23 protein-coding genes and 2 pseudogenes are annotated in these 26369 nt (G+C 45.7%); 7 read left to right on the forward strand and 18 right to left on the reverse strand.

What is annotated here, in order from left to right; translation table 11 throughout:
• Positions 1-40: 40 nt before the first annotated feature.
• Complete coding sequence (locus tag GC098_RS23990; protein ID WP_171645734.1) at positions 41-1006, forward strand: LacI family DNA-binding transcriptional regulator; 966 nt, start codon at positions 41-43, stop codon at positions 1004-1006.
• 78 nt (positions 1007-1084) lie between these two features.
• Here GC098_RS23990 and GC098_RS23995 read toward each other — a convergent pair whose 3' ends face one another.
• On the reverse strand, positions 1085-2191 hold the full coding sequence (locus GC098_RS23995) for a M24 family metallopeptidase (protein WP_171645735.1): 1107 nt from the start codon (positions 2189-2191) through the stop codon (positions 1085-1087).
• A 121-nt stretch (positions 2192-2312) separates the two neighbouring features.
• Here GC098_RS23995 and GC098_RS24000 point away from each other — a divergent pair, with 121 nt between their 5' ends.
• Positions 2313-2567, forward strand: a complete 255-nt coding sequence (locus tag GC098_RS24000; protein WP_171645770.1) for a (2Fe-2S)-binding protein — start codon at positions 2313-2315, stop codon at positions 2565-2567.
• The gene (locus GC098_RS24005; RefSeq protein WP_171645736.1) at positions 2564-3760 is read left to right on the forward strand and encodes an NAD(P)/FAD-dependent oxidoreductase; all 1197 of its coding nucleotides are present in this window, start codon (positions 2564-2566) and stop codon (positions 3758-3760) included. The genes GC098_RS24000 and GC098_RS24005 overlap by 4 nt, the downstream gene beginning before the upstream one ends.
• Positions 3761-3792: 32 nt before the next feature.
• Here the strand turns inward: GC098_RS24005 and GC098_RS41705 are convergent.
• The 15 genes and pseudogenes from GC098_RS41705 to GC098_RS40920 form a co-directional block, all read right to left on the reverse strand.
• Positions 3793-4203: pseudogene (locus GC098_RS41705) on the reverse strand (RNA polymerase factor sigma-54); the annotation flags it as partial.
• 97 nt (positions 4204-4300) lie between these two features.
• A complete protein-coding gene (locus GC098_RS24015) occupies positions 4301-7693 on the reverse strand; it encodes an SGBP N-terminal domain-containing protein (RefSeq protein ID WP_171645737.1) in 3393 nt (1130 codons plus the stop codon).
• 110 nt (positions 7694-7803) lie between these two features.
• Positions 7804-9102, reverse strand: a complete 1299-nt coding sequence (locus GC098_RS24020) for an alpha-glucosidase/alpha-galactosidase (RefSeq protein WP_171645738.1) — start codon at positions 9100-9102, stop codon at positions 7804-7806.
• 74 nt (positions 9103-9176) lie between these two features.
• On the reverse strand, positions 9177-10073 hold the full coding sequence (locus GC098_RS24025; protein ID WP_171645739.1) for a carbohydrate ABC transporter permease: 897 nt from the start codon (positions 10071-10073) through the stop codon (positions 9177-9179).
• Positions 10074-10085: 12 nt separating this feature from the next.
• Positions 10086-11060, reverse strand: a complete 975-nt coding sequence (locus tag GC098_RS24030; protein WP_171645740.1) for an ABC transporter permease — start codon at positions 11058-11060, stop codon at positions 10086-10088.
• Positions 11061-11144: 84 nt separating this feature from the next.
• On the reverse strand, positions 11145-12824 hold the full coding sequence (locus GC098_RS24035) for a type 2 periplasmic-binding domain-containing protein (RefSeq protein ID WP_171645741.1): 1680 nt from the start codon (positions 12822-12824) through the stop codon (positions 11145-11147).
• Between the two features lie 325 nt (positions 12825-13149).
• Positions 13150-14187: a LacI family DNA-binding transcriptional regulator gene (locus tag GC098_RS24040; RefSeq protein ID WP_216625404.1), complete on the reverse strand. Its 1038-nt coding sequence runs from the start codon at positions 14185-14187 to the stop codon at positions 13150-13152.
• Between the two features lie 26 nt (positions 14188-14213).
• Positions 14214-16004, reverse strand: coding sequence for a glycoside hydrolase family 36 protein (locus tag GC098_RS24045; RefSeq protein ID WP_171645742.1), 1791 nt, complete (start codon positions 16002-16004; stop codon positions 14214-14216).
• Between the two features lie 169 nt (positions 16005-16173).
• Positions 16174-17196, reverse strand: coding sequence for a LacI family DNA-binding transcriptional regulator (locus tag GC098_RS24050; RefSeq protein WP_171645743.1), 1023 nt, complete (start codon positions 17194-17196; stop codon positions 16174-16176).
• 213 nt (positions 17197-17409) lie between these two features.
• Positions 17410-18015, reverse strand: coding sequence for a pentapeptide repeat-containing protein (locus tag GC098_RS24055; protein ID WP_171645744.1), 606 nt, complete (start codon positions 18013-18015; stop codon positions 17410-17412).
• A gap of 339 nt (positions 18016-18354) precedes the next feature.
• A complete protein-coding gene (locus tag GC098_RS24060; protein WP_171645745.1) occupies positions 18355-19485 on the reverse strand; it encodes a sensor histidine kinase in 1131 nt (376 codons plus the stop codon).
• Positions 19478-20179 carry a response regulator transcription factor gene (locus tag GC098_RS24065; protein WP_171645746.1) on the reverse strand — a complete coding sequence of 234 codons (702 nt, stop codon included), beginning with the start codon at positions 20177-20179 and terminating at the stop codon, positions 19478-19480. Before GC098_RS24065 ends, GC098_RS24060 begins: the two co-directional genes overlap by 8 nt.
• Before the next feature lie 374 nt (positions 20180-20553).
• Entirely contained in the window at positions 20554-21228 is a 675-nt protein-coding gene (locus tag GC098_RS24070) for a phosphatase PAP2 family protein (RefSeq protein ID WP_171645747.1), read from the reverse strand.
• Positions 21228-21800 carry a class I SAM-dependent methyltransferase gene (locus tag GC098_RS24075; RefSeq protein WP_171645748.1) on the reverse strand — a complete coding sequence of 191 codons (573 nt, stop codon included), beginning with the start codon at positions 21798-21800 and terminating at the stop codon, positions 21228-21230. The genes GC098_RS24070 and GC098_RS24075 overlap by 1 nt, the downstream gene beginning before the upstream one ends.
• A gap of 289 nt (positions 21801-22089) precedes the next feature.
• A complete protein-coding gene (locus GC098_RS40920; protein WP_281367118.1) occupies positions 22090-22218 on the reverse strand; it encodes a hypothetical protein in 129 nt (42 codons plus the stop codon).
• 138 nt (positions 22219-22356) lie between these two features.
• Between GC098_RS40920 and GC098_RS24080 the strand changes: the two genes are divergently transcribed.
• Genes GC098_RS24080 through GC098_RS24095 form a run of 4 tightly spaced genes read left to right on the forward strand, consistent with a single transcriptional unit; the run spans position 22357 to position 25127 of the window.
• Positions 22357-22686, forward strand: a complete 330-nt coding sequence (locus GC098_RS24080) for a PadR family transcriptional regulator (RefSeq protein WP_171645749.1) — start codon at positions 22357-22359, stop codon at positions 22684-22686.
• Positions 22687-22702: 16 nt separating this feature from the next.
• Positions 22703-23569 (forward strand): pentapeptide repeat-containing protein, encoded by an 867-nt coding sequence (locus GC098_RS24085; protein ID WP_171645773.1) that lies wholly within the window; start codon positions 22703-22705, stop codon positions 23567-23569.
• A 13-nt stretch (positions 23570-23582) separates the two neighbouring features.
• Positions 23583-24344 (forward strand): ABC transporter ATP-binding protein, encoded by a 762-nt coding sequence (locus tag GC098_RS24090; protein WP_171645750.1) that lies wholly within the window; start codon positions 23583-23585, stop codon positions 24342-24344.
• Positions 24345-25127 carry an ABC transporter permease gene (locus GC098_RS24095; RefSeq protein WP_171645751.1) on the forward strand — a complete coding sequence of 261 codons (783 nt, stop codon included), beginning with the start codon at positions 24345-24347 and terminating at the stop codon, positions 25125-25127.
• Positions 25128-25262: 135 nt separating this feature from the next.
• Here the strand turns inward: GC098_RS24095 and GC098_RS24100 are convergent, their stop codons facing one another.
• Both GC098_RS24100 and GC098_RS24105 read right to left on the reverse strand, forming a co-directional pair.
• On the reverse strand, positions 25263-25424 hold the full coding sequence (locus GC098_RS24100) for a hypothetical protein (protein WP_171645752.1): 162 nt from the start codon (positions 25422-25424) through the stop codon (positions 25263-25265).
• A gap of 45 nt (positions 25425-25469) precedes the next feature.
• Positions 25470-26324, reverse strand: a pseudogene (locus GC098_RS24105) (alpha/beta hydrolase).
• Between the last annotated feature and the right edge of the window lie 45 nt (positions 26325-26369).

Consider the following 26369-nt stretch of genomic DNA (forward strand, 5'->3'; position numbering starts at 1 on the left):
TAAGGGGAAATGATGCATTGATCGTTAGGGGCGAGTTATTGTGGTTAGTATTAAAGATATCGCTAAAAAAGCGGGGGTTTCGATCTCCACGGTATCCTATGCATTAAACGGGAACCCCAAAGTGACGAAGGAAACGAGCAGCCGAATATTGGCCGTGGCCAAGGAATTAAATTACATGCCCAATGCGGCGGCCAGATCACTGAAGAAGCGGGAAACTAAGATTATCGGGGCTTTTCTTACGGATTTTAACGGAGCGTTCTACGGGGAATTGCTGCAGGGGATTAAAGAAGTGCTGAATAAAAAGGGTTATGACTTAATCGTATGCAGCGGCGCGCAATCCCACCGTCTGCTGCCAGAACGGAATATTGACGGTGCCATCGTGCTCGACTCATCATTCTCAAGCGAAGAGATACTTCAATATGCGGAGCTCGGACATAAGCTGGTTGTGCTCGACCGTGAGCTGAACCATTCGAATGTGAATCAAGTACTGCTCGATAATAAGGCGGGGGCCGCATTAGCTATGGAGTATCTGATTGAAAAAGGGCATCGTAAGATCTATGTCATAACGGGGCCTGAAGCCTCGTTTGATTCGATGCAGCGCCTTCAGGCTGTCCGTCAGGCCGTAGAACGCCATCAGCCGCTTGCCTATACGCAGATTCAAGGCGACTTTAACAAGTCAGCCGGCGAAGAAGCCGCCGAGCGAATTATTCAGGAATATACGGAACCTGTCGCTGTCTTCTGTTTGAACGATGAGATGGCTATCGGCTTATACAATGCCGTTAAGGAATCCGAGTATAGGATTGGCACGCATATTCATATTATCGGTTTCGATAATATTGAGTTGACACAGTATACGGAGCCCCGTCTTGCGACGATTGATTACTCGAAGCGAAAGTGGGGAGCTTTGGCCTCCGAACAGCTATTAAAGCTGATTGCGGATGAAGAGATCGATCACGAACGAATCTATGTGACTTTGGTCAAAGGCGATTCTGTGCATGCGGTATGAGGGTAATCGAGGAACAACTAAAAACAACAGCTATTTCCTTAACAAAACGTTGAGGAATAGCTGTTGTTTTTTTAATGATTACAATCTTCGTAATTGCTTTGGATAGTGTGTCAACACTTCAACCTGGCCGTTTGGCTGCACATACACATCGTCCTCGATTCGAACGCCGCCAAGCGAAGGCAAGTATATGCCCGGTTCGATCGTGAATACATGTCCCGGCTCAATGAGCATCTCGTTTTCGCCGTTAATTGAAGGATCTTCATGCACATCCAGACCTAAGCCGTGACCGATCCGATTATTGAAATAAGCGTCATATCCCTTTGCTGCTATGACACCTCTCCCCGTTTGATCGATGACTCCGTATGGTGTGCCTACTTTGACCGCCTGAATGGCTGCCAAATTCGCGGTCAGAACAGTTTCATAAATCGTTTCTTGCTCCTTGGTTCCTTCTCCAATTAAAAACGTACGGGTAATATCTGAGCAAAACCCGCCCGCATAAACGCCAAAATCGAAGAGCAAAAAATCATTCTCCTGGATCGAATAAGCGCCTGGTTTGCCGTGAGGCAAGGATGACCTTTTTCCAGTCAAAATAATTGATTCGAAAGAAGGCTTATCGCCGCCGAACATCCTCATCTTATATTCCAATTCAGCCGCAAGTTCTTGTTCCATCATGCCGACTCTAACTTTTTGCACGGTACTTTCAAGCACTTTTTCGGCAATATCAACCGCCCGGCGGATGCTGACAAGATCTTCTTCAGACTTAACCAGCCGCTCTTGTATAATAAATGGTTCGATATCCGTAAAGTGCACATCCGGATACAACTCCTGCAGCTGCTCCACCCTGTGAAGGCTGATCGCTTTTTTTTCCAATCCCAACGTACCGATGCGTGTTCTACCCACTTTGTCTTTCAACAGATCGTAAGGATTCTCGCTGTCTGAACAAGGGATCAAATCGCGAACGAATGAATGCTGCTGCGCAGCTTCCAAATCCAAGCCGGGAACAATCATGCTTTCACGAGCGCTGCCCATGTCGACGATAAGTGCCATGAATCGCTCATGCGGATTCGAATGGAACCCGGTAAAGTAATAAATATTCGTTGGATTCGTAATCAAGGCGATATCAATTTGCTTTTTCTCCAAGTAACTACGCAGTTTGTGCAATCTCAATTCATAAATGGAACTCATACATGTACCCTCCCGTTTTCATAACTATCGTACTTAGATTAGCAAAAACCGTGCCAATATTTCCAGTTTTACGTTTTTTGAACAGATTGGCGCGATTATTGCTAGAAATGTGTAAGAAGGAATCGTACTAGCCTTTGAGGGTGAGACGATCGCCGCAGCGCTGCTCGCACAAGGTATCCGCACACTCCGTTACCACGAAGATACCGGTACATCGCGTGGCTTTTATTGCAACATCGGACACTGCTTCGAATGCCGCGTTACGGTCGACGGGATAGACGGACAAAGAGCATGCCTCACACCACTAAAAAACGGAATGGACATCCACACAGGCAGGACACTTCCCTCCCCGTTGAAGAAAGGAGCTCATCTTCCATGACAGACGTTCTCATAGTCGGAGCCGGTCCAGCCGGTTTGTCAGCCGCAATCTCCTGTGCAGAGCGCGGGTTAAAAGTAACGGTTGTCGACGAATTCATGAAACCAGGTGGCAGACTGCTGGGACAGTTGCATCAAGAACCTAACGGGACATGGTGGAATGGAATTGAAGAGTCAGCCAAACTTCAGAATAAAGCTGTGTCTCTTGGCGTGGTTATCAAACTCGGCGTTTCTGTATACGATATTAAACAATCGGCAGACGGTTGGATCGTTTATACGTCAAGCGGCGTGCAGGAAGTGCCTGCTCTTCTGCTTGCTACAGGTGCAGCTGAGACCGCTGCCCCCATTCCAGGGTGGACGCTTCCGGGTGTCATGTCCATTGGAGCTGCTCAGGTGATGACGAATGTACATAGGGTCCGTGTGGGCATGCGCGGGATCATTGTGGGAATCAACGTGCTGTCCATTGCCATTGCACGCGAACTGCAATTAGCTGGCATCGATATTGCCGCTATGGTGCTTCCCGCCAAAAACATCATAAATAAAGATGCGGGAGATCCCCAAAAAGTGATGAAGTCGATGCTGCGCCTAGGGCACCTTGCACCGTCTCCTATTCTTCGACTTGGCAGCAGCTTGATGCGTTATTCCCCGCTGCAAATATGGGGACTTCGACTTTACCCAAAGCATGGTTTTAAAATTTGGGGGATCCCCATCCAACTGCGTAAAGCTGCCCTCGCTATTGAAGGGGAGGAAATAGTTGAGAGCGTGCAACTGGCTGATGTAACACCAGACGGAGAAATTGCTGCTCATTCCACGCGAAGCGTTCCCGTCGATTTCGTCTGCATGGCGGGCAGTCTCTATCCTCTAGCTGAACTTGCAGCTGTAGCCGGATGTCCCTTCCGCTTTGTACCCGAATTAGGTGGACATGTCCCGCTCCACAATGCCCAGATGCAAACACCGCTTAACGGCTTGTTTGTAGCAGGGAATATTACTGGAATTGAAAGCGCCAAGGTAGCAGCCGCCCAAGGTACGGTTGCAGGAATTTCGATTGCGGCTTTCCACAAGGCTAGTGGGACAGATGTAGAGCTGCAGCGTGCCGTAGAGCATGTTTGGGCGGTGCGTGAACGAGCGCTGATTCAATTTCCCCCCCAGGTCGCGGAGGGGCGACGGCATATAGAAACGATGTATGCTGAGGCCTAAAACGGCATGAGCACGCCTCCCTACTCATAGCATCAACCGCTTCTCCGTCGCAAGGTGGAGCATACGACACGCTCCCCTTCTCGATACTTGGATACGGTTGAAACAGCGTTTGTTTTCGGTGATCTAAACTTCGTTACTGCCCTTTGTGAAGGGTTACGGGCATAGTGATTACCCATGTTGCAATTTATACAACAATTCACACGCCAAAAGGTTCCGATTTTAACACTTCCTTGAATAACTAGATTGGATGAATGAATCGACTGTCTCATGTATTCCAATATTTTAGACACTTGGCCTGCCTCTATGTCTAATTCCTTAGACACTTTTTCACATTTCCCTTTTCCCAAGTCCTGCAAATGATCCATCACAACGTCCAAAGCTCCCACTGGAGCATGCGGATCTCTTGCAATCTGAATAGCTAAACATTCCTGCAGGCTTCTTCCCCCGACACCACTCCCTGTTCATTTATACCAAAAAGCTGCCGATAAACGGAATATCAGCAGCTTTTTATGCTTAATAGTCTACATATTCACCGCGAACTTACTGATCATCTTGATCATTTTGATCGTGCCCACCCTTTTTATTTGACGGCACTGCAGTTACACTTTGCCCTACTGGCACTTTGACTTCTGCGTAGCTAATAGCAACACCGTTTACGGTTTTCGTTTCTGCCTTTATAGCTGCCCCATTCACTTGAATATAACGGTAAGAACCCGCAAACTGTGCTTCCCAGTTGATCCCTTTTGTACCGGAATTGTTTCTTAAAGTACTCTTTGTCGCACCATCGTGTCTCAAGTAGACATCGTGATCTCCCAAAGAAATATGATTGAGTTCCAGCCACTGAATGTCTTGCGGCAAACGGGATAGGGTAGACACCTTGTTATCAGGTGCATTCGGAGTTATCCCCATCAATCCCTCAACCGTTTGACTGATTAATGTATAAGAGACTTCCGGATAATCGCCGTTTGTTCCTTGGCTGCTTATCTCATGCGGTTGGTTTAATCTGTCGATGATATACTTCATCCACTTCCAACCGAGTTCATTTTTTCCATAAGGGAAAAATGTATCTGGCAAGTACGTGAATGCTTCTATATTTACCGGTGCCTGTCCTGGCGTTTCACTCATGCTGTCGATCAGTCCAAGGAATTGATCTGTCCGCTCACCAGCTTCGGTAATTTGCTTCATAGGCATGAACCAACTTGCTTCTTTTCCGAAGCTGCTGTAAGCTTTGCCGCCCGCTTCATAACCTCGCACATAACCGGACTCAATTCCTTTTACTCCCCAGTCCGTGTTAAAGTATTTTTTTAACGCTCGTGCCTTTTCTTTAAACTCCTGGTACTTCTTCATGTCGCCTTTTTCTTTGGACAAATTGGCATAAGCGAGCAGCGCTTGATACTGGGATGCGATTCCATCCCCTGCTTCCACAACAGCCTCACCGTTACGTTCATCATAAGAAGCTGCGCCATCGAAAATGCCTTTTCCTGTTCCTTCAGCGACTCCGTTCTTTCTTTGTCCGTCATGCAGCGAAATAAAATCCGTCATTGCTTTATCGTAGTAGGTCCAAAGCGTAGCATCCGTCAAATAGTTCTTATCGCCGGTCCACAAGTACATGTCGTACGCTTTTTCAACAAGCTCGAACACAGCGGGAACTTCTCTGACAAAACTATTTGCGTTACGATAGTCCAATTTGAAAATCGAGCCATCGAAATTGAGCGCCCATGCCGGGTACCATTTATGCGTTTCGTTCGCTGTTCCGGCAAATGCCTTCAACATGGAGAAATTTTCTCGATCCAGTCCCAATAAATGGGCGCCCGCCATCTGATGAGCCATATCCCTGGAATAGAAGGCGTATCGGTGTGCATACCCCGCCCAGTAGGATGGCATGTATTCCTTGATTTCAGGCGAGTTTCTAAATGTTTCATCCCGATTAATTAGGCCTTGTTTACCCGTTCTTACATAAGACTTTGCTTTTGGCTTCGCCCAATTGAAAGCATCTTTTATTTTCGCATTGGAGGAATCGATCGTGATTTCTTTGTCAGCTATTGAACACTCCATTGTCCACAGCTGTGTCTTGCCGTTCTTCCCTTTAACCGTATAGGTAACCGGATTGGTAAAGTCTTTCACCTTACCTGTTGATGGAGTAACAGAAGCGCCCTCTGAAACCGTAATTTGCGGGGCAATTGCATTCACTTTCGAACCGTATGGCACTTTAAACGTAACCTTCTTAGCAGATCCATCTATTTTCGTAACGCCAACCTGATCCGGAACTGCGAAGGAGACGATATTGGCAAGCTCAGGCAGTGGGTTTGTATTCCCAGTGTCATACAACAGATAAGAGTCGTCAATTTCAACCCATTTGTCGTTAGCGTTAATGCCTGTGAAATACACTTCAACATGAGCGCCTTTTTCCAGTAATATGCCATTAAGCGTTTGTGTCACAGGTACACTGCTCTTAGGTACGTCACCGTTTTTGATATCGCTGCCCTCAGGGTACCTGATGCCGAACTTTGCACCGTTTTCATCAGCCATGTTGAATAAGGCTTGTAATTTATAATATCCTGTAGCAGGTACCGTTACGGTTTGGGACAAATAAGAAGCCGCCCCAGGATCCAAGTAGGCAATGACATTATCGCCTGCCTTGTATGTAAATGCACCGTCATAACGCCAATATTGTTTTGCCGCATCAAAATTTGAGTTTCTGATCAAATTCTCAGCTAGTGGTCCTATCGGATTGCTCATGGCTGATTGCCCCTCCTTACCAAACAAATCTACGGGGGTTACTTCAAATCTCACATATTTCCCATTAAGTCCAACTGCTATAACAAACGTCTTGCTTACTTGTCCATTAATCTCCTTGTATACGCCATCCCGAGTATCTGAAACCAACCATCTAAATCGGGTAGCTCCTTCCTTATGCCCATCTGGATCTGTGTAGGTATAGCTGCCAACTAACTTCTGTTCGGTCCATGCGTTGCCTGAAACTGAAACATTAGAAGCTAAAGGAGCCGTATTAGGAAAGTTATCAAAATCAAATTGAAAATCGAAGTTATCCGCCTCCATTCTTTTATTTGCTGATGATAAATAGATTACAACCTCATCGTTTGCATGAAGCTGGATGCCTGTTACAACTTGCTGTTTGTACACACTTGTCGTCACAGACATACTCTTGAGATCCGTACCGTCTGTTCGTTTCACGCCAAAGCTGCCTCCAGCCTCTTCAACATTGAGCAATGCTGAAAGTTTATAGTTTCCTGTTAAAGGGACTTTGATTTTTTGAAAAACGGTGCTGCCAGCCTCGATGTATACAGCGTTCGATACCGTATTATTATAGGCGATTGTCGTAATTCCTACCTGGCCTGAATGCGCCCAATCGCCCAGTCCACTTTCAAAACCGGGATTAACCGCCAAGTTCACACTTTTGGTATCATCGCGAAGAAGTTCGAATTCATCGACATTAACCCAATTCGTTTGAGCGTTACCGCCGGTTACATAAACCTCCACTTGATCGCCTGCGTTGAGAGTGATATTCGGTATCTCGTATCGCGTATAACTGGATTTACCTATTGTTGCAACACTGTTTATTTCGCTTCCACCAACTTTTTTTACGCCTAATTTACCTCCGGGTCCCCCTGTAGAAAACCAAGCAGATAAGTTATAACTTCCTGTAACTGGGATGGTCACCTGTTGGGAAATTGTATTACTGCTGCCCGGATCTAACCAGGCTTGGTTTTTTCCAGATTTAACATTATTAGAAGCAACGCCGGCACTTCCACTTTTTGACCAGTCAACAATCCCCGATTCAAAACCAGCGTTTTTAATCAGATTCTCCGCGTCTGCATGTACTTTAGAAATAGGAATAAATAATTCATGAAATGTCGCAAACAAAAAAGATAGAACCACAAGTAGCGGTATCATCCTACTGTTTTTTCTCATTACTTCCCTCCTACGCTCGAAGATAGCTCCAATTATTAACCATTTTTGTAATCAAACCCATAATGTTCCATGATATAAAATAAAAAAAGAGGGGTAATCCCCCCCTTTTTTTACTTGAACGAGGGAAGCCAATTACCATGTGCTTCAATGAGTTCGTCGCACAGCGCAACGGTATCGTCAATAGACAGTTCAGCAGCCGTGTGCGGATCCAGTAATGCAGCATGGTAAATATGTTCTTTCTTCCCAGTCATAGCTGCCTCGATCGTGAGCAGTTGTGTATTAATGTTCGTTCTGTTAAGCGCAGCGCATTGAGGTGGCAGATCCCCCACATAGGTTGGATTCACGCCACTGGAATCAACAAGACACGGTACCTCTACGCAAGCTTCCTTCGGCAGGTTGGTAATCAATCCTGTGTTCATGACGTTTCCGCCAATTTTAAATGGATTGTTCGTTTCCATCGCTTCAAAGATGTATGACGCATATTCAAGTGTCCTCTTATGTGTCAAGTTTTTATTGCTGACAATCTCTTCCCGCATCGTTTTCCAACGCTCGATTTGGTTTACGCAGCGGCGAGGATATTCATCAAGAGGAATATTAAATCGGTCTACAAGTTCCGGGTACTGCCGCTTGATGAAATACGGATGGTATTCAGCATTGTGCTCGGATGACTCCGTAATGTAATACCCGAAACGAAGCATCATTTCAAATCGAACCATATCATCATGCTTCTCTTTTTGTTTCTCACGCGCACGTTGTTTGATTTCAGGGTATAAATCGACGCCGTCCTTCTTGACTTCAAGAAGCCATGCCATATGATTGATGCCCGCAATTTTCCACTGCACGCCGCTGTGATCCATTCCTAAATGCTCGAATATATGAGGTACACATACTTGAACGCTGTGGCATAAGCCAACAGTCTTGACACCGCCATAGGTGTTCATGACATTGGTCAACACAGCCATCGGATTTGTATAATTCAAAAACAAGGCATCCGGACATACTTCCTGTATATCTTTAGCAAAATCCAGCATAACCGGAATCGTACGCAGATTGCGGAAAATTCCACCAATTCCGATTGTGTCCGCGATCGTTTGCCGCAAGCCGTATTTTTTTGGGATTTCAAAATCGGTAATGGTACATGGATCGTATCCACCCACCTGAATGGCATTGACAACATAAGCGGCTCCGCGTAACGCTTCCTTACGATCGGAATAGGCTTTAACGACACACGTGCTCCCCATTGTCTGTTTCAAGTTATTGAGCATATTTTCCGAATCCTTCAAACGCTCCGCGTCGATATCAAACAGCGCCAGTTCAAATCCTTGAAGCGATGGCGTGAGCATGCAGTCTCCTAAAACATTTTTTGCGAAAATGGTGCTTCCCGCACCTAAGAAAGTAATTTTTGACATGTATGTTTCCTCCTAAATATAGGGATCTTTGAGCGTAGCTCAAAGTCTCTCATTTTTTTTAATAAACACAATTATTATCCCTTAACTGCGCCAAGCGTAAGCCCACCGACAAAATATTTTTGCATGATCGGATAGACGAAAAAGATCGGTAATGTAACAATCATCGTTAATGCCGCACGCAGTGTAGTTGGCGATAAATTTCTCAACTTTTCGCTGAGTGCTAACGGATTTCTTAACTCTTCGAACGCTTCAACTTCCAAAAGCAGCCGTTTCAAGTATATAGGCAGCGTATCCCAGTTCCCGCTTGAATTGTAGATGACCGTATCCAGCCAATAGTTCCAGTGGCTTACCGAACTGAATATAGCGATCGAAGCAAATACAGGAATCGAAACCGGGACCGCAATACGGACAAATATGCCAAGCTCGCTTGCACCATCAATTCTAGCCGATTCGTATAAGGAGTCAGGTATACTTTCCATATATGAAGCCATATACAGCATCCAAGTCGCATTAAACATTGCAGGAATCCAGTACACATTGAACGAATCCGTCAATCCGAGGCCAAGAAAAACCAGATAAGTTGGAATTAAACCGCCGGTGAAATAGATCGTTATAATAAAGATGACTTTCATCATCTTTCTTCCAGAGAAATGTTTGATCGTAACGATATAAGCCAATAGTCCAGTTGAAAGCACACAGGTAAGCGTACCGATAACTACCCGCATGATGGAAATCGATAAACTGGAAAGTAGTCTCTGATCCTGAAACAGAAACTGATAGGCGCTGAACGATAATTTGCGTGGCCACAAATAGATGCCGCCTTTCAATGCATCGGTTCCATCATTAAATGAGAGTGCAAGCAAGTTTAAAAAGGGATACACCACAAGCAAGCCAAAAATTAATAAAACCATTACATTTAAGACATCGAATATTTTGCCGCCTAGCGATTGTTTTGAGAATGTAGTGACCATGTATGCTTCCTCCTAGTAGAGTGACGTATCCATCACTTTTTTCGTAAAGCGATTGGCCCCGAATACTAAACTAATCGCAATGATTGATTTTACTAATTCAATGGCGGTTGCAAAAGAATAGTTTCCGAGTTGAAGTCCATAAGTAAAGACGTACGTATCTAGGACTTCCGAATAGTCTCTGGTTTGCGAATTCCCGATCAAGAGAGGGGCTTCTAAGCCTGCCGTAAAAATACTACCCAAGCTCAGAATCCACAGTACGACAATCGTGGGACGAATAGCGGGCAGTGTAATGTGCCATATGCTTTTGAATCTGCCGAGGCCATCTACTTTTCCTGCATCGTACAGCTCCGGGTCAACACTCGTAATCGCGGACAGGTATATGATGGAGTTCCAACCGACGGCTTTCCACACGCCGAGTCCCGTGATAATACCCCAGTAATATTTCCCTCCTTCACCTAGGAAGGCTATAGGTTGATCACTGAATCCGAAACGCAGCAAAAATTCATTGAAAATCCCTTCATTTCCAAATAAGGTAAAAGTAATACTCGCAATAACAACCCATGAAAGAAAATAAGGCAGGTATGAAGTAGATTGGATAAATTTACGAAAAGACTTACTGCGAACTTCATTTAGCAGTAGTGCCAGAATAATCGGCGCTGGGAATCCAAACAAAATATTCAGCCCGCCGATGGCCAGCGTATTCCGCATAATCATTGGGAAATCCGGCGATGCAAAGAACGTTTTGAAATGCAGTAGGCCTACCCACTCACTCTTGAAAATAGAAGTTCCGGGAATGTAATTCATGAAGGCTGTAATTACGCCTAACATAGGTAAATACTGCATGATAGCAATAAAGATGAGAATGGGGATGCAAAGCATCCATATTTGACGCTCTCTAATAAATCTTCTCTTAATCAATTGAAACTTTGTCTTTTTCGCCTTAGAACTTGTTCTATAATCATTAAGTTCATGCACAGTGCTCTCCATAAGTACCTCCATATCCGATTGTTTTGATTTACTGAGACAATTCGGACAAAGGAAAGGAAGGAGTGACCCTTCCTTTCGCTATTGTTATTTCCACTCTTTTAATCTTCTTTGGTATTCATCGGTTTTATATTTCTCGATCTTATCCAAGCCTGCCGAATTCAGCTTTTCTTTCAGGGCTGCGTAATTGCTCCGGCTCTCTTCTTCCGTCTTGCTCATAACCGCTTTAGCCCACTGCGACTCAAGCAAATCTTTCACTTGCTTATCGGTTATTGCCAGCGGATCGTTGGCAGGTATTTTGATATCACCAACTGTGTTGTCATAAATGGTATCTTTCAAATTATCGTTCATCATCTTTTTCCATTTCGCATTATCGTTGAAGTTTTGATCAAACCAATATGCGCTCTTACCGTCATCCTTTGTAATGCCTTGGCTAGTAACCAGATTATACAAATCCATGCCGAGCAGATCACCAGCATCGTAATCAAACTTGGAATCGATAATCGCTTGTTTCTGTGATTCAACAAAACTGGCTTTCCCGTCTTTGAAGTTCCATATCGATTTGTCGGTATTCGGAACTCCCCAGCCGATTAATCTTGTACCGGTATCTGTCACAGAGAAGTTTAACCATTTCATAATTTCTTCCGGATTTTTGGCTTTATTCGTTATCACCGTCATACCTGTGCTTCGCGAATTCTTCCCTGACAAGTAAGCTTTATCAGCAGTCGCAGCTTTTGCGCTCACTTGCATAAAACGCTTCTCTTCATTCCAGTTAGGATCGCTCTTCTGCCACACTTCGTGTCCTGCGTTCCAACCAATCCACCATGCGCCAATGAAGCCCATAACACGATCCGTTGACATTTTAGCTTTCATGTTCTCGTACTTGTTAATAAATGTATCTGGATCGAGCAAGCCATCGCGATAAATCTTATTCATGAAAAGCGTAAGCTCAAGACCTTCAGGCGTGTTAATCCAATGCGTAATCTTGCCGTCAGCGCTGATTTTATTCCCGTCTTTCAATCCCCACATACCAGCCAGTGTCGGAACGATCTTTTCCGTAACCGGTGCAAAACCAGATAGCGCGTACGTCTTTTCACCTTTATCATTCTTCGGATGCTTCTCCTGAATTTTCTTCAGTACATCATAGTATTGATCTGGCGTTTCAAACTTCGGAGTTCCAAGTTCTTTCCAGTAGTCATAACGAATATGTGCTGAGAAATCCGGGATTGGCAGTGATCCCCAATAACCTGGAAGGGCATACAATTTACCGTTCGTTAAGTATGTTTTATAAAGATCCCCTAACTGCGTCTTTACGTTCGGTGCTACCTTGTCGATAGTTGGACCAATTTCAAGCACTTTTCCTTGTGCGACCCACTTCGCTACTGTCGCCTCATCCATATTCGCAATCACTTCGGGATAATCGCCTGAAGCAAGCATCAAGTTCAATTTATCTTCTTTCTTCGCGTCAAAAGTAATTTTATTAATGTTGACGTTAAACTTCTCCAATAAGTATTTATGCATCAAATCGCTATTCTTTTTGGTCTTGTCTGGGTTGATCGCATCTGCATAATAGTAACTAAACTCAATCGGCTTACTAGGCACTTCCCAGCCAAACTCGTTCGTTGCGGCTTTTGCTGTTTCCACTTTTGTTTCCGTAGTAGCTTTTGGTGTTTCTGTTGCTTTGTTATCAACCTTCTGTGTGGAGCATCCAGCAACAACACTCATCGTTAGCGCCGCAGATAACATAACTCGCAATGTCTTTTTCAAATACGACCCCTTCTTTCATTTGAATTAGTTTTAAAATGATTGCGCTTTCAAAACAGTCCTTTTAAGATTTCCTCCTGCATCCCAATTCTGTGACTGTGCATTCTGTTGTATGCAAGTTGTCTTTGCAAAATTGATTGTAGAATCTTTCTACATTTTTATTTTACTAATTTTATTCTAAAAACACAATAGTTTTTACTAAAATATTTTTAATTTACTCCATATAAAACGATTACATTTACTAAATATATGTTTTATTCAAAAATATATGTAGAAAAAATGGTAAAGCAACAGACTCATCTATTCGCTTTACCACACCTTATTCGTTCTATCCTGCGTCCGCAGTGTCCGTACCACAGCTCTTTCTCACCATAAGTTTCGTTGGAATGGTTACATGCAGAGCCAGTTCACGCCCCCTCATGCGGTCGACCATTAATTTAACGGCTGTTTCCCCCATTTCTTCCATAAAAACTTTGATACTCGTTAATGGAGGAGTCACAAACGAAGCTAGTTGAATATCGTCAATACTGACGATTGCTATATCGTTAGGCACATTATAATCGGATTCGCTCACTGCCTTAAGCGCAGCTATCGCCATAGGGTCGCTGCCAATCACGAAGGCGGTAGGCACATCTTCCGCTTCCAGCGCTTGTTTCATTAGCTCATACCCAACTTCAGCGCGCCAATCACCGACAAACACATAATTAGGATTGAATAAGTCTAGTTCTTTCAAAATGACTTCAAACTCTTTTTGCCGAGCATCCGTATTGAACATTTTGCCTTCCGATGCTCGGATATAGCTGATTCCGCCAATATAACCAATCTTTCGATGACCTAGTTGAAGTAAATGATCCAAAGCTTGCCTGGTCGCTTTGGGCAAATCGAACATCACGGAATCATACTCATCACTAAGCACATAATCAATAGAAACGATTTTTGGACTACGAGTCGATTTGTTGATGATATCGATATGCACCTTCCCAATCACGAATAATCCGTCCAAATGATGGGCATCAATGTTGGTGTTAGAATCCTCCATAAATCGGAACACACTGCTAATGTTAATCCCGTGCTTTACACACTCCTTCTCGATGCCTTGCCGGATAGACAAATAGAAGGGATCCGAATATTCCATTTGCTCGGAACACCAGATCAATAAACCAAACTTTAACTGCTGCAACTCATTTGGTTCCGTTTTCTGCTTCCGCTCATTTCTGCGATAGTTCAACTTACCTGCCGTCTCCATAATTCGCTGCTTTGTCTCTTCAGGTACACTGAACGTCGTATCGTTGTTTAACACCCTTGAAACCGTAGCAGAAGAAACGTTAGCGCTTCTGGCGATATCTTTTATCGTGGCTATCTTCATCACATACTCTCAATACATTTTTGGCACTACTCGTATACCTCTGCTACGCCGCAAGCGGGAATATCCAAACGATGAATGCCAGCTTTCAGTTCCAACCGTTCCTTAGAAATCAATTGACCCTTACAATCTCGAACCTCCACCCATTTGGCTCCCCAATCCTCTTCCATCTCCACATAAATCCGCGAATTCAACGTTCCGTTCACGAACAGAACAAGCTCGGGACGATTGCCGCCTGGTTTGACAGTTACATCGCCATAGGCGCAAACAATCTTTTTATGCTCGTTATCGGCGATGACGAATGGATAGAGAAAGTCTGGATGCTGGGGTTTCAAACGCCCATCTAACAACACATCGCGATGTTCTCTCCAAAAAGATAGCCAATACCGCACCATTTGAAGATGCTCTTCCGGTAGGCGATCCAGCAAAACAGAAATCTGCGGTACGGAAAATAGCGTGTTAACGATCTGCAGCGCAGAACTTTCAACTGGTTCTTGTGGATGCCACATCACCATGTCGGAATGAACAACTGTATCTCCGCTAATTAACCGGACATCGAGCGTTCTGATTCTATTTTCGATCGCATCATTCGGACAATCCGTTGCCCTAAACATGTTTCCGTATTTTCTCATTAAAGGGCCGATGTAATTTTGACGGAATTCGATCATAATATCAGGCTTTATGAGTCTTAATCTGTCGATGATATTGCTCATTAAGCAGTCTACAGCCTCAGGAATTGAGATGTAATCCATCGAGCTGTCTTCCTTATAAATCGTCTCTTCCGTTCCAACGAAGCTATCTATAAAATCAAGCTTAAAGCCATCAAGATCCCACTCCACCAACGCAGTTTCATACAAGTTAATAATGAATTCCCGTACATCAGGATACCGCGGATCCAGCACGCCTGTTTGCAAGCTATCGATCGTCTTTAGCAATTTGTCTTTAAAGCGATCCCAATTCTTACTCCTGAATCCGACAAAAGGAACCGAATACCATAACAGATATTTCAAACCCATTTGATGTACACATTCAACATGAGCTTTCATATCAGGAATTTTCTCTTCACATACTTCCCAGTCTCCGCAATAAGCGTAACCACGCGTGTTATCGGACGTTTGCCAGCCATCGTCAACAATGACGGCTTCGCAGCCTAATTGTTTGGCTAGCCTACACTCTTGCTCGATCCCTTCCGAAGTAAGTTGCTGATGGAAGCTGTACCACGTTGAATACATGGGAAGTTTAGCTGATTCAGGTACAATAGCAGGCGTATAACCGGGAAGGGAAACCCACCACTTTTGAACATCATCCAAGCATTCATAATACGCCATCTCTCTCGTGTCCAAGCGCAAAGTCGCTTCGTAAACAGACATGGGTGCACTAGGTTCAAAAAATAACTTGACCCCGCAGCGAAAAGTGGCTGTCTCCTCATTGACACCTGCTGACAAGGCTACGGAATTGAGCGCATCAGAGAAAGCGAAAGTGAGTCGGTTGCTGCCCTGTATGTTAAATAAGCTAAAGACTGGCGCCGAATACGTTGATTTGGAAACGACTCCATCTTCCCAATCCACACGAAGTCTCTTGGAACGATATGCGCTAGGGTACCAACTGGCCTGAATATCTATGCCTGGATGATGCCAAATTAATTCGATCGTGGGCGGTTGTTGTAGGTTCTCCCCTTCCAACTTGATGTGAATAAGTTCTACACCCTCCTGAACGTTCGCCCGAGTCATCGAGCTGCGAAACCGCTCGTTGCAACCCGATAATTGAAAATGGTAAGGACCTACCTGTAACGTGCAATTGTTTAGAGCTTCATCTTTCATGTTGGTTCCTCCATCACAAAATAAAAATATTTACTAAATGTTTACTTGATTTTAGCATTTAAATGATACTTTCTCAATCGTTTTTTATTCGATATTCAGTAAATTTCAATTTAAAAAAGCCATCCCTCAAATCTTTACAGATCTGAGAAGACGGCTTCTTGATTCTTTTCTATTCAATTTTTGTTCCACAACTTTCACGTATGATAAGTTTTGTTGGAATGGTCACATGGAGAGGAACATCACGGCCGTTGAAACGGTCAACCAACAGCTTAACAGCCGTAACCCCCATATCTTCCGTAAGCACTCTTACGGTTGTAAGAGGAGGGGAAACGAACGAAGCTAGGGGAATGTCATCGAAGCTTACGATGGCAATCTCATCCGGCACTTTAATATCAGATTCCTGCAATGCTTTGAGCGCGGCTATAGCCATTGGATCACTGCCAATCAAAAAAGCAGTTGGCCGATCATCCAATTCTAATGCTTGCTTCATCAAAAGGTAACCCTGCTCTGTGCGCCAGTCGTCCACAAACAGGTGGGCGGGTTCGAACCATCCTTTTTCCCGCATGATCGCTTCGTATTCTTTTTGACGTACATCAATGTTATGAACTTTGCCCTCTAGCGTGCGAATATAACTGATTCCGCCAATGTAGCCGATCTTTTGGTGACCAAGCTGAAAAAGGTGATCCATAGCATGTCTAGTCGCTTTGCGCAGATCGAACATCACGGAGTCGTATTCGTCATCTAACACATAATCTATCGAAACAATATGCGGTATCTTCGTCGATTGTCTCAGCAAGTCTATATGCACTTTGCCGATGACGATTAAGCCATCCAACTCCTCTGCGATATTCATATCAAAGTCATCCATAAACATCACCTTGTTAACGGTAATACCTTGCTTTGCACATTCTTTGCCGATTCCTTGACGAATAAACATGAAATACGGATCTGAGGACTCCAACTGTTCCGAGCCCCAGATAACTAATCCGATGATTTGTTTTTTTTCAGCTTCTACTTCAAGGTTCTTATTTGCACGTGATTTCGTTTTTTTATAGTCCAGTTGCTTGGCAACTTCAATAATTCGCTGCCTAGTTTCCTCAGCAACTTGCAAAGTCATGTCATTATTTAGAACGCGTGAAACTGTGGCACTTGAAACTTGCGCTTTATTCGCGATATCCTTTATCGTTACCATGCTATCACACACTTTCGCCATTTAAATAAACAGATATTTACTAAACATTCTACAGACTAATGGCAGCAATGGCAATAATTTGACATTCCAAAAAAAACTGTGGGTTTCAGCATGATAAGTCGGACTTGCACACGCGGGTTCTGCTAAAAAACCGCCTACTGATTAGGCGGTTTTCTTCAGCTATTTTTCTCCATTAGCGAAAAATCGAGAAATTCAATCAATCTTCGCACCGTGTGAACGCAAAAAAGCAACAGCTTGTTCTCTGTCCATCCGTGCGCCTTTGACAACAAGCGTTTTAAAATCGATACCATCCATTTTAGCGCCACGCAAGTCCGCACCCTGCAATTTTGCTTTTCCAAAAATCACACTTGTCAGGTCGCAATCTCTTAGATCAGCCTTCTCCAGATTAGCATCAGAAAGATCTGCTCCATAAAAACGGACTCCTCGCATAGCCTGTTTTGCTAACCTGGCTTGTCTCAAATTTGTATAGGACCAATCCCCTTGAACCAAGGTAACACCATCCAATTGTGCGCCTGCAAAGTCTGAGCCTGTCATTTTACAATGGTTAAATTCTGAAACGAAGAGATTAGCTTCAGCAAAATTACAGTTTTCATAAGCTGATTCCGTGTGAATCGAACCATTCAACGAAGCTCCGCGAAAATTGCATTCTATGAACCGGCATTGGTTTATCGTGATTTCCTCCATCGAGCTGCTAGTAAATGTACAACGTTTAAAAGTGCAGCGAATGAGTTCGCCGTATCTTAAATCCCGCCCGCTAAAATCAACTGCCTCGTAGTGTTGATCCATATACTGAAACATACTTGCCTCCCTCAAACAAACAACAATTTAATAAATAACCCTATAAACCCCACTTTTTATTTCTTTAATATATCATATGCGGCGGCAATTTCGGCAACTTTCTCCACGATCTTACGATCGGCGTATTTAACACTCGTCTTCTAAATAAAATCGTACCTCCCTGCACAAGTTCCAAATATTTATATTTTTCCTTGGGTGACCTGATGATGAGCTTCTTGATAGAAAAAATTGAGGGCGATTGGTGCGGTGTCGGCTAAAAGTAAGAAAATCAGGTTGCCGATACGAGTACAGTCTGATTTGTTTAGTAGTGGGGGATAAAATATCACCTAAGTCCGACCATCATATAAATTCATCGCTCCCATTGTACTTCGTTATTTGTGCCGCTTTCGGGAGCTCGATAAAAAAGGTGAAATGCCCGTTCGCATGCTTCAGACCGATTCTTCCTCCGTGCAGCTCGACGATATAGTTCGCAATCGATAGACCAAGTCCTGCGCCCGAAGGCACGTCTCGATCGCGCCTGGAAGGCTCCGCCTTATAAAAACGCTCGAACAAAAGCTTCTCCTGCTCCTTGGTAACCGGGCTTCCCCAATTTTCAACCGCAAACTCGATAAAATGTCCGTGCTCGGCAAGCCGAACCGTAAATTCGCCGGGCTTCAAGGAAAACTTGAGCGCATTCATGAGCAGGTTATCGATCGCCCGCACCAGCTTTTCAACATCAACATGGGCAAATAGGGGCTGTTGTTCCCAATTCTTCTTGACCGTAAGGGAGTGCTCTTGCGCGATCGGCTCGAACTCGATGATGATTTGCTCCAGGAGGCTGTTGAGGTCGATCTTCCTGAAGGTGGGATTGGCATCGCCGCTGGTAAGACGGGTATACTCGAACAGATCGTCGATCAGCTTTTTCATTTGCTGGGTCTTGTTAAAGGCGTTATGAATGTACCGTTTGTGCTCGTCCAGGTCATGGTAGTCGTCATTTTTGAGCAAGTTCAAATAACCGATGATGCTCGTCAATGGCGTGCGCAAATCATGGGATACGTGTGTGATCAGTTCCATTTTGGATGTCTCGATCTGGCGTTCTCTCTTCATCATGCTTTGAAGCTGCTCGGCCATGTAATTGATGTTCTGCGCGACTTCCCCCAGTTCATCTTGGCCCGGTAGGGGCACCCTGTAATGGAGATCCCCCTTGGCGATAGCCATGAGGCCGTCGGCAAGTGTTCTCACTTGCCTAACGATATGACGCGTTAGGAAGAAAAATATGAGCAAAAAGAAAAACAAAAACGAGAGGAAGGAAAAGGCGCCAACCAAGGAAAAAGCCGCGCCATCAATCTTCGGTGCGATAATCTGCGTCAAAATGTCATTGATGAGGGAAGTTCCGAAAAAAGAGACGATAAGGCTAAACAGAAGCGATCCGAGCAAGCGCAGCCTGATGCTCTTTTTCCAGTTAAAGAGGGAAAAGAAGTCTCTATTCAACTTTATATCCCACTCCCCAAACCGTTTTGATAAATCGCGGTTCGCGCGGATTGTCTTCGATCTTCTCGCGAATGTTGCGCACGTGGACCATCACCGTATTGTCGGACAAAAACTTGTCTTCCTTCCAAACGCTCCTATAAATTTGCTCCACATTGAACACCTGTCCGCGATGGCCGGCAAGCAGCTCCAGAATGGAGAACTCGATCGGCGTAAGAGACGCCTCCCGGCCGCGCACCGTCACGAGGTGCTTGTTTTTGTTAATGACCAGGTCGTCGATCTCCACTACGCTGTCATCGGAAGCTTTGACCTGATGATCGGCCGCGCCGGTGAACGTTTGCCTGCGCAGCTGCGCCTTGACTCTTGCGACCAGCTCCAGCGGATTGAACGGTTTGGCCACGTAATCGTCCGCCCCGGTCGTAAGCCCCGTTATTTTGTCGATATCCTCGCTTTTGGCGGAGAGCATGATGATCGGAATTTTCGTCATCTCTCTAATCTTGAAGCAAGTTCTGATCCCATCCATATTCGGCATCATGACGTCCAGAATGATCAAATCGACTGATTCACGTCGCAGCAGTTCGAGTGCTTGAACGCCGTCCTCCGATTCAATAACGCGGTAGCCTTCATTTTGCAAGTAGATACGAATGACGTCGCGAATTTCCGGATCGTCGTCGGCGACTAGAACGCTTATTGTCAAGTTGGATCACTCCTAGTCCCAGGTTTGTTTGTATTTAGTTTAGCCAGCGTCTAAGACGCCGGTAAGCGTTTATCCTTGTGCGAAAAGCGGATAATCGCCCACGTAACGTTGTGGACTCCGACCACATAAGGCATGACATGCCAGATGATAGGGAAAAAATAACTAATGCCTATTGCAAAGCTACCACATTTTGGGGAAATCGTCTCCGAAAAAAGAAAATATTTTTCATTTTTTTCTTGCGCATCAACCGCATCAAAACAGGAGTTCCAACGTACCGACCGAGCAAGTAGCCTGGCGTTAAGTCGACGATGCCTAGTCATAGCGCAAAAAATAGCGCCTCATAGCCGAATTGCTGAAGGAGCGACAGAAGCCATTCATAGTTCATGCGCGCGAGCTTCCTTTGATGTTTTGCGGTTTTCAAAACGGATAAGCTTCACGGCTAAAACAAGCGCTTCGGTCAGCAAAACGGCCCCGGCAACGTCCAGAAGCGCATGCTGTTTCACGAACAAAGTGGAGATGATGATGCTCCATGCGGCTATGAAAATCGCCGTTCGCGCTATTCGCTCAAAGCTGCAGCGATACGATGCTTTCAGTACGATGTAGCTGGTCAGGACATGAATGCTCGGAAAGCAGTTGAACGGCTTATCGGTCGCATAAACGAATTTTACAAGCCCGGTCAGCCAACCGTCATCATTCATGAGCGGTCTGGGTACTGTCGTTGGATACGCCGCATAAATAAGGTAGCAGGAGATAAGCCCTGCGCACAAGACAATCAAGCTGCGGTAGTAGACTGCTCTATCCTTCAGGAAGAAGACGATGAACATGCCGAAAATGAACGGATACCAAATCAAGTAAGGAATAATAAAGACCGGAACGAAAGGGATCCGATTGTCCAAATCGGTCATCAGATTGCCAACATCGCCGCTGCCGTTATTCAGCAGACCGTAAAATACGTTCAAAAACGGAATCGCAAGCAGCCAAAGAAGCGGAAAATAGGTGGCAAGCTTCGATTTGACGTAGTTGTTGGCGTCGGTTTTTATCGCGTCCATCAAGAACCCCCCCTTTTGCGGCAGACGTATACGAAAGCGGGCGGGACGTTGAGAGGGACAAAATGAACGTGCTCGATTTCGAATCGCTGGCTGAGCTGCTTCCGCATCTGCTGCGAATACTGGAAGGCGATGAACAAGCCGCCCGGCTTCAGCGTCGTTTCGATCTGGTGCATTAATTGCTCGCGCAAAGCCGGCGGAAAATTAAAAAACGGAAGGCCGCTCAAGATGCAATTGAGCCCGTCGATTCCTTCTCTCCGTAAGGCAGGCTGCATGCTGCAAGCGTCGGCATAGCAAGCGAAGTCCCGAAACCGTGCAGACAATTGACTGCGCAGCTGTTGGTCTTTCTCGAACAATAAAACCTTTGCATCATCATGCAGAACCTGTGCCAGATGTCTGGTAATGGCGCCGGTGCCCGCCCCGAGCTCGGCGACGCTCCTTACTTGGTTCCATTGAACGGGCTCAAGCATTTTTTTGGCCAGAAACACGGAGCTCGGCGCGACGCTGCCGATCTGCTTCGGCGCACTTATGAATTTATATAGAAACAACAGCTGCTCTTGCATAGCTCTAATCATGAAAGAACTCTCCTCTCGTTATCTTACGATGCATCTATCGTAACGAAACATTCTGCAGAATGAGCGAAGAAAAAAATAAAGGAATTCTGAAGAAAGTTTGAAGAAAGAGCTAACACAAAAAGCCCCTGTCCAGTCGCTTGCGCAACATAACAACAGGGACTTTGATGTGGTTGAAGCGGCGGGCCGAGCTGCCCACCTTCTGAGACCAAGCCAGACTGCATTTTTTTTACAGCCGATATTGAAATCGCATTCCTCAATCGCATCGTTCATGGTCGTACTGGATACAGGGCTATAGCCCATTGGGCGCGGGTCTGAGAATGCTGCCTTGGACCGCAACCGTATCTGTTGTCGCGCCGATCGCCGGCAATCTGGTCAAACGTATAGGCGAAACGCCCCACGTTGTCTGCGGGCTCTTCATGCATACGCTCTTCTGAGGGGTCGAAGTGTTATATCGTTATGAATATATTTTTTTCTTTTCAAACAAAGTATTTTATTTAAAATACTACCTTGACAGACACAGTAGTATGTCGTATTATAAAAACACGGAGGTGATGAAATGAGCGAGAACAAAATTACATCCGACCTGCTGCGCGGACATACCGATACGATGATTTTACGGCTCTTATCCGAAGCTGACCGCTACGGGTACGAAATTGTCAAACTGATCGCCGAGCGCTCGGGCGGCGAATATGAATTAAAGGAAGCCACGATGTACTCCAGTGTCCGGCGGCTTGAAACAGACGGCGATATCGAGTGGTATTGGGGTGACGAATCTCAGGGCGGACGGCGCAAGTATTTTAGGATTACCGCAAAGGGCAAGGATTCTTATACCCGCAACAAAAGCAATTGGGAGTATTCGAAGCGCGTACTAGAAAATTTATTATAAAGGAGATTTGATTATGATGAATCAGAAATTGACGAACTATTTGAACGGCGTTTTCACACCATACGATGGGGTAAAAAGCGTTACCGAATTAAAGGCGGACCTGCACTCCGATTTGCAGGAGCGATATCGTGAACTCAAAGCCGAGGGCAAAGACGATGAAACAGCGTTTAATAAGACCATTGAGAGCATCGGCGACATCGAACAAACGATACTGGAAGTCGCCAACCTCTCCCGCTCGCTGGAACGGCAGGTGGTGACAAACTTTAGCGCGAGCAACTTGCCAATGAGCGACTTTGCGGGTGTTACTGCGCATAAAGGTCAATTTAATGCTAGCGCGTTACGCGGTTCCGACTTTGCGGGCGCAGACTTGACCGGCAGTTCGTTTAAGGCCAGCGACGCACGTGAAGCCAATTTTGACGGCGCGAATCTGACTGACTGTAGCCTAACCTCCCTAGACCTTTCAAATGCGAGCTTTAATAAATCGATCCTTGTACGCACCAACTTCAGCACTTCGGGGCTGGACGGAGCCAAATTCACAGGCGTAAAACTGACCGACGTCACGCTAACCAAGCTCGACCTTAGAAAAACAATCTTTGAGGGTTGTATCTTTGACGGCGTGGTCTTCAAAGATTCCGATCTGAGCGGGCTGCGTTTTGACGGGCAAACCTTTGTCGGCGTTAAGTTTGACAAGTCGGCATTAAACGAAGTTTCGTTTAGGGGCGCTACACTCAAGAATGTGTCTTTTCAGGCGTTCTTTTCGTTGACCAATAAGTATTACCGTGGCATCAAAACCATCTGCTTTGACGGCGCGGTCATGGATAAGTTGACCTATGCTGCGCTTAAAGGCATGGGGGCCGATTTGTCCAAAGTTACTGTTCGATAAGGAGGGGGAAGTTATGCAAAATAATTCGATTCAAGTCATTGGACTGCAAAAGTCCTACAAGCAGCATCAAGTCCTAAAGGGCGTTGATTTCGAGGTGGAAAAGGGCAGTATTTTCGCCCTGCTCGGGTCCAACGGGGCAGGCAAGACAACAGTTGTCAAAATCCTCACCACGCTGCTCAAACAAGACAGCGGAACTGCTACCGTAAACGGATTCGATGTTGCGTCAAAACCCGAGAATGTGCGGCAGGCGATCAGTCTGACCGGGCAATTCGCCGCCGTGGACGAAATTTTGACCGGACGGGAAAATCTGATTATGATTGCCAAGCTGCGATACCTCAAAAATCCGCGTCAGGTTGCGGACGACTTGCTTAAACGCTTCGGCTTGACAGACGCCGCCGACCGCAGGGCGTCTACTTATTCGGGTGGTATGCGCCGCAGGCTCGACATCGCCTTGAGCCTTGTGGGAAAACCGCAGATCATTTTCCTCGACGAGCCAACCACTGGACTTGATCCCGAGGCGCGCATCGAGGTTTGGAAGATTGTCAAGGAGCTTGCCGACGGTGGCACGACGGTACTCCTAACCACGCAGTATTTGGAGGAGGCCGAACAGCTTGCCGACCGAATTGCCATTTTGCATGAGGGTAGGATTATCGCTAGCGGCACGCTCTCGGATCTAAAAAAGCTGTTTCCATCCGCAAAGGTGGAGTATATCGAAAAGCAACCGACATTAGAAGAGATTTTCCTCTCAATCGTCGGCAAAAAGGAGGCGAAATAAATGGAGACGGCAAAGAATCATTTCTTCACCGATATTAGCGTTATGCTTGGACGTTCTATGCGCCATATTTTCCGCAGTATGGACACCATCATCACGGTCTGCATCACTCCAATTGCGATGATGCTGCTGTTCGTCTATGTGTTAGGCGGTGCCATTCAAACCGGAACGGATAACTATGTGAATTACCTATTGCCAGGCATACTGCTTATGGCGATCGCAAGCGGAATAGCCTATACGGCTTACCGCCTGTTTATGGATAAGCAGCGGGGCATATTCGAGCGGTTTCACACCATGCCGATTTCACGTTCCGCCTTACTTTGGGGGCATGTGCTGACCTCTCTGGTGTCCAACGCCATATCGCTGATCGTCATCATTCTCGTAGCGTTGATTATGGGTTTTCGTTCGTCCGCGGGAATACTGCCATGGCTTGCAGTAGCAGGCATACTCGCGTTGTTTACACTGGCATTAACTTGGGTCGCGGCGATTTCCGGACTGTCCGCAAAAACGATTGAAGGTGCAAGCGCGTTTTCCTATCCACTTATCTTCCTGCCGTTTATAAGTTCGGCGTTTGTTCCGACTGAGTCGATGCCGTCAATCGTTCGCGCCTTTGCCGAAAACCAGCCTGTGACCTCGATCGTGAACGCCATCCGTGCGCTACTGGCAGATCAACCGGTGGGCAATGATATATGGATCGCTCTTGCGTGGTGCGTCGGGATTTTGTTAGTAGCCTATTTCTTTGCAATGAGAGTGTACAAAAAGCGGGTGTACAAAAAGCGGGTGTAAAAAAAGGATAGCTTTTTCTGAATCGATTAAAAGAGAAGACAGTCCTGAAGAAAAAATTCTACACCTATATAAGGGCGGAACTGATTAGTAGTGTAAAAATACGAATGTTCAGTCTCCTTCTTCATACGGCAGGAGCTAACCATAAGATAGCGCATTCAGCTGTGCATACCATGCGCGTCCACCTGGATCGTAACCTGCTCTACTGCCAGTTACTTGAATGAACAAATAAAGGAGCTGTCGCGAGGCAAGCTCCTTCACAATCGTTCTCCGTCCCTCAGCAATACTTGGAAACAACAAGCGTCCAGGTCGTTTCTGACCTTTGGAGACAACCCCATAAATTGTTTAAGGATTAAGTGCTCTCGCAATCGCGTCCACATAGCTTTTACTGGCCCGCTTGCGCAAGGCGCGTCACATATTCGATCGTCTCATCTCGGAACAGATCAAGCTGCCCTATACACGTATAGGTCGGCGGCAGCCCCGCCAAGCTTTCCGCTTTCGACGGCACCGCATATGGGGACACCTCGCTAGTGTCGTTACGCTCGCCCAAGTACATGCTCCATGCCACCAAATTGTTCGTCCTGTTCCAGGTTGCGTTATCGGCCGTAATTTCATGGCTCGACGCCGTAATATTGCGGTCGTCGATCATCGGATACAGCGGCATTTGGAAGATGAGGGCTGGCCCGCCTTTGTCGCGAGCCATTAAAGCAAGCGCTGCGGTTAGACCGCCGCCCCCGCTTGCACCGGCAATCGCGATCCGATCCAAATCGATGCCCAGCGATTCAGCTTCGTCCGACATCCACGTCAAACCGGCATAACAGTCATCGATAGCAGCTGGATAGGGATGCTCGGGAGCAAGACGATAATCGACCGATACGACGACACATTTAGCCACCTGCACAAACCGCTCGCACAAAACGTCATCCATATCGGGGTGCCCCATCACATAACCTCCCCCGTGAATCCATAGCATGGCCGGAAGCTTAGCGTCGGTTCGCTGGACGGGTTCATAGATTTTGACCAGCATCTCCCCTGCTGCCCCCGGAATCATCCGACTTGTCGTACTTACGTGCTCTGACTTCTCTCTAGGAGGAATAGACACAAGCTCCTGCTCAACTCTAGATTTTCCTCCAATTGAAAACCAGGAAATAGTGCTAATATAGGCCTTAATTCCGGCAATACCCGACTTTCAAAATCCATGCGAATCCCTCCTTAAATTGAATGTGCTTTCGAATCAAATGCGGT

It is taken from the genome of Paenibacillus phytorum (assembly GCF_013141715.1).
In the GTDB taxonomy this organism is placed as follows: domain Bacteria; phylum Bacillota; class Bacilli; order Paenibacillales; family NBRC-103111; genus Paenibacillus_E; species Paenibacillus_E phytorum.